Here is a 5,123-nt window from a genome sequence, read left to right as displayed (position 1 = left end):
CAAGGGGTTTTGCGGTTCGAAGAGATCCACGAACTTCTCAAAGTCGTCCGCTATTTTCGTCTGATGCGTAACCACGAGTTCGCGGGGATTATCGGTGAATGGATGGGGACGATCATCATCCCCGAGCCGTTTAACGAGATCGATGAGTATTTCGATCATGAGGGGAACTTTATCGAATCACGCGATGAGGAACTCCATCGTATCGCGCAGCGGATCAAAGCGATCAAAACTGAGATCAACGACTCCATCAAGCGTCTCTTTCACACCCAAAAACTCGCCCCCTACCTCGTTGATACCCAAATCCACTATATTAATGACGAAGAGACCCTTTTGGTGCGCGGCGGATTTAACCACGCCCTCAAAGGCTCGGTCGTTGGACGCACAGGTGCGGGATTTTTCTACGTTGCCCCCGATGCGGTGCTCCGCTCCAAAGAGCAGTTGCGCTATGTGTTGCAAGAGCGGGAAACCAAGCTCTATGAGTACGCGAAGCGTTTTAGTTCCAAACTCTCCAATCTTGTCCCTTTTATCGGGTTTATTGACCGTGAGTTTGATCGATATGACCACTATCAGGCGCGTGTTCTGTTTGCCCGTGCACGCGATTATGCGATCCTAAAACCCCAAAACAACGCCGATATCGTCCTCGAAGAGTTCTCCCATCCCGCCATCCATAAACCCAAACCGATCAGCGTTGATTTCCGCTCCAATCTCCTGATGATTACGGGGGTGAACGCGGGGGGTAAAACGATGCTCCTCAAATCGCTCCTCTCGGCGAGCCTGATGGCGAAATATCTTATCCCGATGAAGATCAACCCCCACAAATCGCGGATCGGGAGTTTCAAACGGATCGAAGCAGTCATCGACGATCCCCAAAGCGTCAGCAACGACATCTCCACCTTTGCGGGGCGGATGGTGCAGTTTAGCCATCTCTTCGAGCATAAAAGCGCCCTTGTCGGGGTCGATGAGATCGAGCTTGGAACCGATAGCGACGAGGCGGCGGCACTTTTTGCCATTGTCCTCGATGAGCTGATCAAACGGGGTCAGAAAATCATCGTCACCACCCACCACAAACGTCTCGCCGCATTGATGGCGGATCGGGATGATGTGGAGCTGATGGCGGCACTGTACGACGAAGAGCGACGTCTTCCCACCTATGAGTTTTTACAAGGGGTGATCGGCAAGAGTTACGCGTTCGAAACCGCCACCCGCTACGGGATCAACCCTGCCATCATCACCCGCGCCAAAGCGCTCTACGGTGAAAATCACGAGAAACTGAGTGTCCTCATCGAGCGGGGGAGTGAGTTGGAGCGTGAGCTGAAACGGAAAAATCGTGAAGTAGACGAACGACTCGAAACCCTCAAATCGCAAGAGCGTGATCTCAAAGAGGCGCGTGAGTATCTGAGAACCGAGTTGGAAGCCGAAAAAGCGAAACTCCGTACCGGTTACGATGAAGCAATCCGTGAAGCGAAAGATGCGGCAAAAGGGATGGATATGGCGGCGATCCACCGTCAGCTCAACAAGGCGCAAGCGAAATTACCAAAACCTGAACCGATCAAAATCGCCGAACCCGAGCCGATCAAATACGAAATAGGGCAGGCGGTCAAATACCGTACCCAGCGCGGAACAGTGGTGAGCGTCGGAGCCAAAGATGCGATGATCGAGGTGGAGGGGATGCGGTTACGGGTCAAACTCACCGATCTCAAACCGAGCGGGAATCTCCCGAAAAAGCCAAAAGTCACCGTCACCTCTCAGATTGAGCAAAAGAGCGGTCTCAAACTCGATCTTCACGGACTTCGTGGGGAAGAGGCGTGTGAGAGGATGGATAAGTTCCTATCCGATGCCCTCTTACAGGGGTTCGATGAGGTGATTATCTATCACGGTATCGGGACGGGGAAACTCGCCTACGCCGTCAAAGAGTTTCTCAAAGCTCATCCGAGTGTCAAAAGTTTTAGTGATGCACCACAGCATTTGGGGGGATTTGGGGCGAAAGTTGTGAGGTTGTAAACATTATGTGGCTTTTTGATTGCTAAATTTAAACGTCAGGAGTCTTTAATTTAATGAATTATTTAATCACCCCTCCTTCAACGCATTATGATGGTGGAATAGGAATTACAGGTTGTGATTTTCGCCATTCTGCTGAAACTTTGAAAAAGCATATATCACCGTCAGATGGGCTTCTTCCTCTTTGTTATCTTCATCGACATGCCATAGAACTTTTTTTAAAATCAGTCATATTTATCTTGCACAAAAAATACATAATCGAATTTGGGGATGGGTTTTCACTTAAAAGACCGGGAATCAAAGTCCGAGATAAATGGATTCCAATGGATAATACGCATAACTTATCAGACCTTTATACATATTTCGAGATTATTTTTGATAATTGTAAAGAACACCTGCCAGATTTTTATTGGGATTTTCCTGGCGATGTCAAAGCAAAGGTAGATTTAGTCAGTGGAACCGATCCATCAAGTACTTTTTATAGATACCCTAACTCTGGTTCAGACTACAAGGATATGAAGAAATCAAAAATTCAAAAAATAAGTCTTGATGGTGCTTTCAATAATTCTAAAAAACCTGCAAAATTGGTTTTAATGCTAGATGAAAATGACAATATTATAGAGACTTATAATATGGATGCTGATGCACTAAGTAAAACTCAGGATGCACTTGATTATTTGAGTGATTTTTTTTATGGTGTTCATGCTACATTTAGGGGTCTTCTGACTGATGGCTCCTAAAATTGAGAAAAAAATAAAAAATGGGACAGGCTACTTTTTTATTTTAAAGCTGGATTCTCGATCAAGTTAGGAATGACGATATGCTCGATCCGTTTTTTCAAGATCATCTATAACGAAAAAGCGACCACCACCGCCCCGAAAATTGAATCAGACATAGAGCTATTTTTTAGTTTAAATTAGTGGCTATTAAATAAGGTAAACTTATGTTATAGTAATGCAATTACAGAAAAAAGGGGTCACAATGAAACGTTTTCTCCTATCAGCGGTAATTGCCGCTGTTGCTTTTACGCTATCGGCATTTGCTGCCGATGTCGGTGTTTCGGTTACCGTCGGTCAGCCCGGTTTCTACGGCAGAATTGATATCGGTGATTATCCGCAACCAAGGTTGATTTATAGAGAAGCAATTATTATCGAACGGGGGGTACCGATGCATCGCCCGCCACTCTATCTGCGCGTCCCGCCGGGGCACGCCAGAAATTGGAAGAAGCACTGTCACGAATACCGCGCCTGCGGCGAGCGGGTCTTGTTTGTGCGCGATGACTGGTATGAACGCGAGTATGCTCCGCGTTATAGAGAAAAACACGGTAATCGTGGGCATGACAACCAAGATAAAGGCAGAGGTAATGATCATGGGAACAAAGGTCACGGCAATAAGTATTAAACTTTCTCCTTTTTCCTTTCCGTTCGCCCTGAGCGTGTCGAAGGGTTCTTCGTCATTCCCGACCTGATCGGGCGAAGTGCCCTTTGGGTAAATCCAGCTTCTCGTCATCCCGTATGACCGTAGGAAATTCTTTAGGGCTTGATACGGGATCTATCCCCATCACTCCACTTGCAAACTTCCTCATTTCAGAGTAAAATCTTTAAAAATATGTGATCTATCGTTTGTAAAATGCAGATAGATGCTATACACTCCCACTCAGGAGAGTGGGAGCGAGAAAATAAGTAAGGAATATAGATAAATGGCAATCATCCCAAAACATGAAGAACTTGAAAAGTTTTCAGATCAAGACCTCATTGAAAAATACAATGAAATAGCCCAAAGTACAGTTGTTGGAACAGCTTTTTATCGTGAAGAGTATGTAAGACGGCAGACAGCAAAACAGACTAACGAGATGATGGCTATTAATAAAAGTATGCAACGTATGACGATAGCCATTACTATACTCACAATAGTCAATGTTATTCTTGTTGCGTATACTATTATCATTCCAATTAAAAACTAAAAAAATTGGGTATGCCACTTTCATTTAAAAAATAAAAAATAGGGGCATGTGATAACTATAACTAAAAAAGCTGGATTCCCAATCAAGTCGGGAATGACGGGGAATGCACCCCCATACATGAATCTCCATTCTTCCTTATTTTAATTTCCCCCTTCTTGACAACCTCCCTCTAAATGATTATAATGATTCTAAAAAGTACAGGATATTGAACATGCAAGTGGTAAATTATACTGAAGCCCGCAATAACTTCAAATCTATGCTTGATCAAGTGTGCGACGATTTCGAGCCGATGATCATCACCCGTAAAAACGGTTCGGCGGCAGTACTTATCTCTATCGAGGAGTACAACAGCTTCAAAGAGACAGCCTATCTCCTCTCGACACCCGCAAACGCCACGCGGTTAGCTGAGTCGCTCAAACAATCAGGACGCGGAGAGATCGAAACGCATGAACTGAGCTTATGATGCTCGGCTGGACACCGAACGGATGGGAAGACTATCTGTTTTGGCAGGCAAACTGATTCAAGATGTGTTGCGTAATCCGAACTCTCTGGAGGGGATCGGAAAACCCGAACGGCTAAAAGAGAACTTATCGGGTCTTATGTCACGGCGGATAGATGAAGAACATCGTCTAGTCTATGAGCCGAGAGAGAAAATAGTGATTATCCATCAGTGCAGATTTCATTACGGATGAGATTATTATCTTTTGACTTTTGAGGCAATGATTTTGGTTCGGTCACGATAAAATAACAAAATAAACTCAAAAACTAAAAGCAGGAGGATAATGTGTTCGGTTCACTCATTAATCCCATCGTACATGCTATAAAGTTTAAAAGAATAGTAAAAAGTGCCGAAGACGGTGATGCTACCCTTCAATATAAGTTGGGTGTTATGTACCACAACGGCTCTTACGTAACTCAAGATTATGAGAAAGCCCTTTTTTGGTATACCAAAGCGGCAGAGCAAGGGTATCCCCCCGCACAAGCCAATCTCGGCGAGATGTATGAATACGGGTATGGCGTTTCTCCTGATGATACCGAAGCCTCCCATTGGTATCACAAAGCAGCTCAGCAGGGGGATGCTATCGCCCAAAACGCTTTTGGATGGATGGTAGAGAACGGCAGAGGCACGGAACAAAATTTTGAAGAAGCTCTCAAATGGTAT

7 protein-coding genes are annotated in these 5,123 nt (G+C 45.1%); all 7 read left to right on the top strand.

Translation table 11 applies throughout. The features are described 5' to 3' along the window. Positions 1-2,001 (top strand): endonuclease MutS2 (locus A2517_RS07690; protein WP_294895747.1); only part of this gene is annotated, 2,001 nt, incomplete at its 5' end. 53 nt (positions 2,002-2,054) lie between these two features. Beyond that, entirely contained in the window at positions 2,055-2,738 is a 684-nt protein-coding gene (locus A2517_RS07685) for a hypothetical protein (RefSeq protein WP_294895745.1), read from the top strand. Positions 2,739-2,979: 241 nt separating this feature from the next. After that, on the top strand, positions 2,980-3,399 hold the full coding sequence (locus A2517_RS07680; protein WP_294895742.1) for a hypothetical protein: 420 nt from the start codon (positions 2,980-2,982) through the stop codon (positions 3,397-3,399). Between the two features lie 298 nt (positions 3,400-3,697). Next, a complete protein-coding gene (locus A2517_RS07675) occupies positions 3,698-3,961 on the top strand; it encodes a hypothetical protein (RefSeq protein ID WP_294895741.1) in 264 nt (87 codons plus the stop codon). A gap of 211 nt (positions 3,962-4,172) precedes the next feature. Next, entirely contained in the window at positions 4,173-4,424 is a 252-nt protein-coding gene (locus tag A2517_RS07670; protein WP_294895739.1) for a type II toxin-antitoxin system Phd/YefM family antitoxin, read from the top strand. 22 nt (positions 4,425-4,446) lie between these two features. Continuing rightward, the gene (locus A2517_RS07665; protein WP_294895737.1) at positions 4,447-4,653 is read left to right on the top strand and encodes a Txe/YoeB family addiction module toxin; all 207 of its coding nucleotides are present in this window, start codon (positions 4,447-4,449) and stop codon (positions 4,651-4,653) included. A gap of 92 nt (positions 4,654-4,745) precedes the next feature. Next, positions 4,746-5,123, top strand: a 378-nt coding sequence (locus tag A2517_RS07660; RefSeq protein ID WP_294895735.1) for a tetratricopeptide repeat protein, incomplete at its 3' end; no start/stop codon positions are given.

It is taken from the genome of Sulfuricurvum sp. RIFOXYD12_FULL_44_77, assembly GCF_001830725.1.
Taxonomy (GTDB): domain Bacteria; phylum Campylobacterota; class Campylobacteria; order Campylobacterales; family Sulfurimonadaceae; genus Sulfuricurvum; species Sulfuricurvum kujiense_A.
This window is presented reverse-complemented; position numbering and strand designations above follow the sequence as displayed.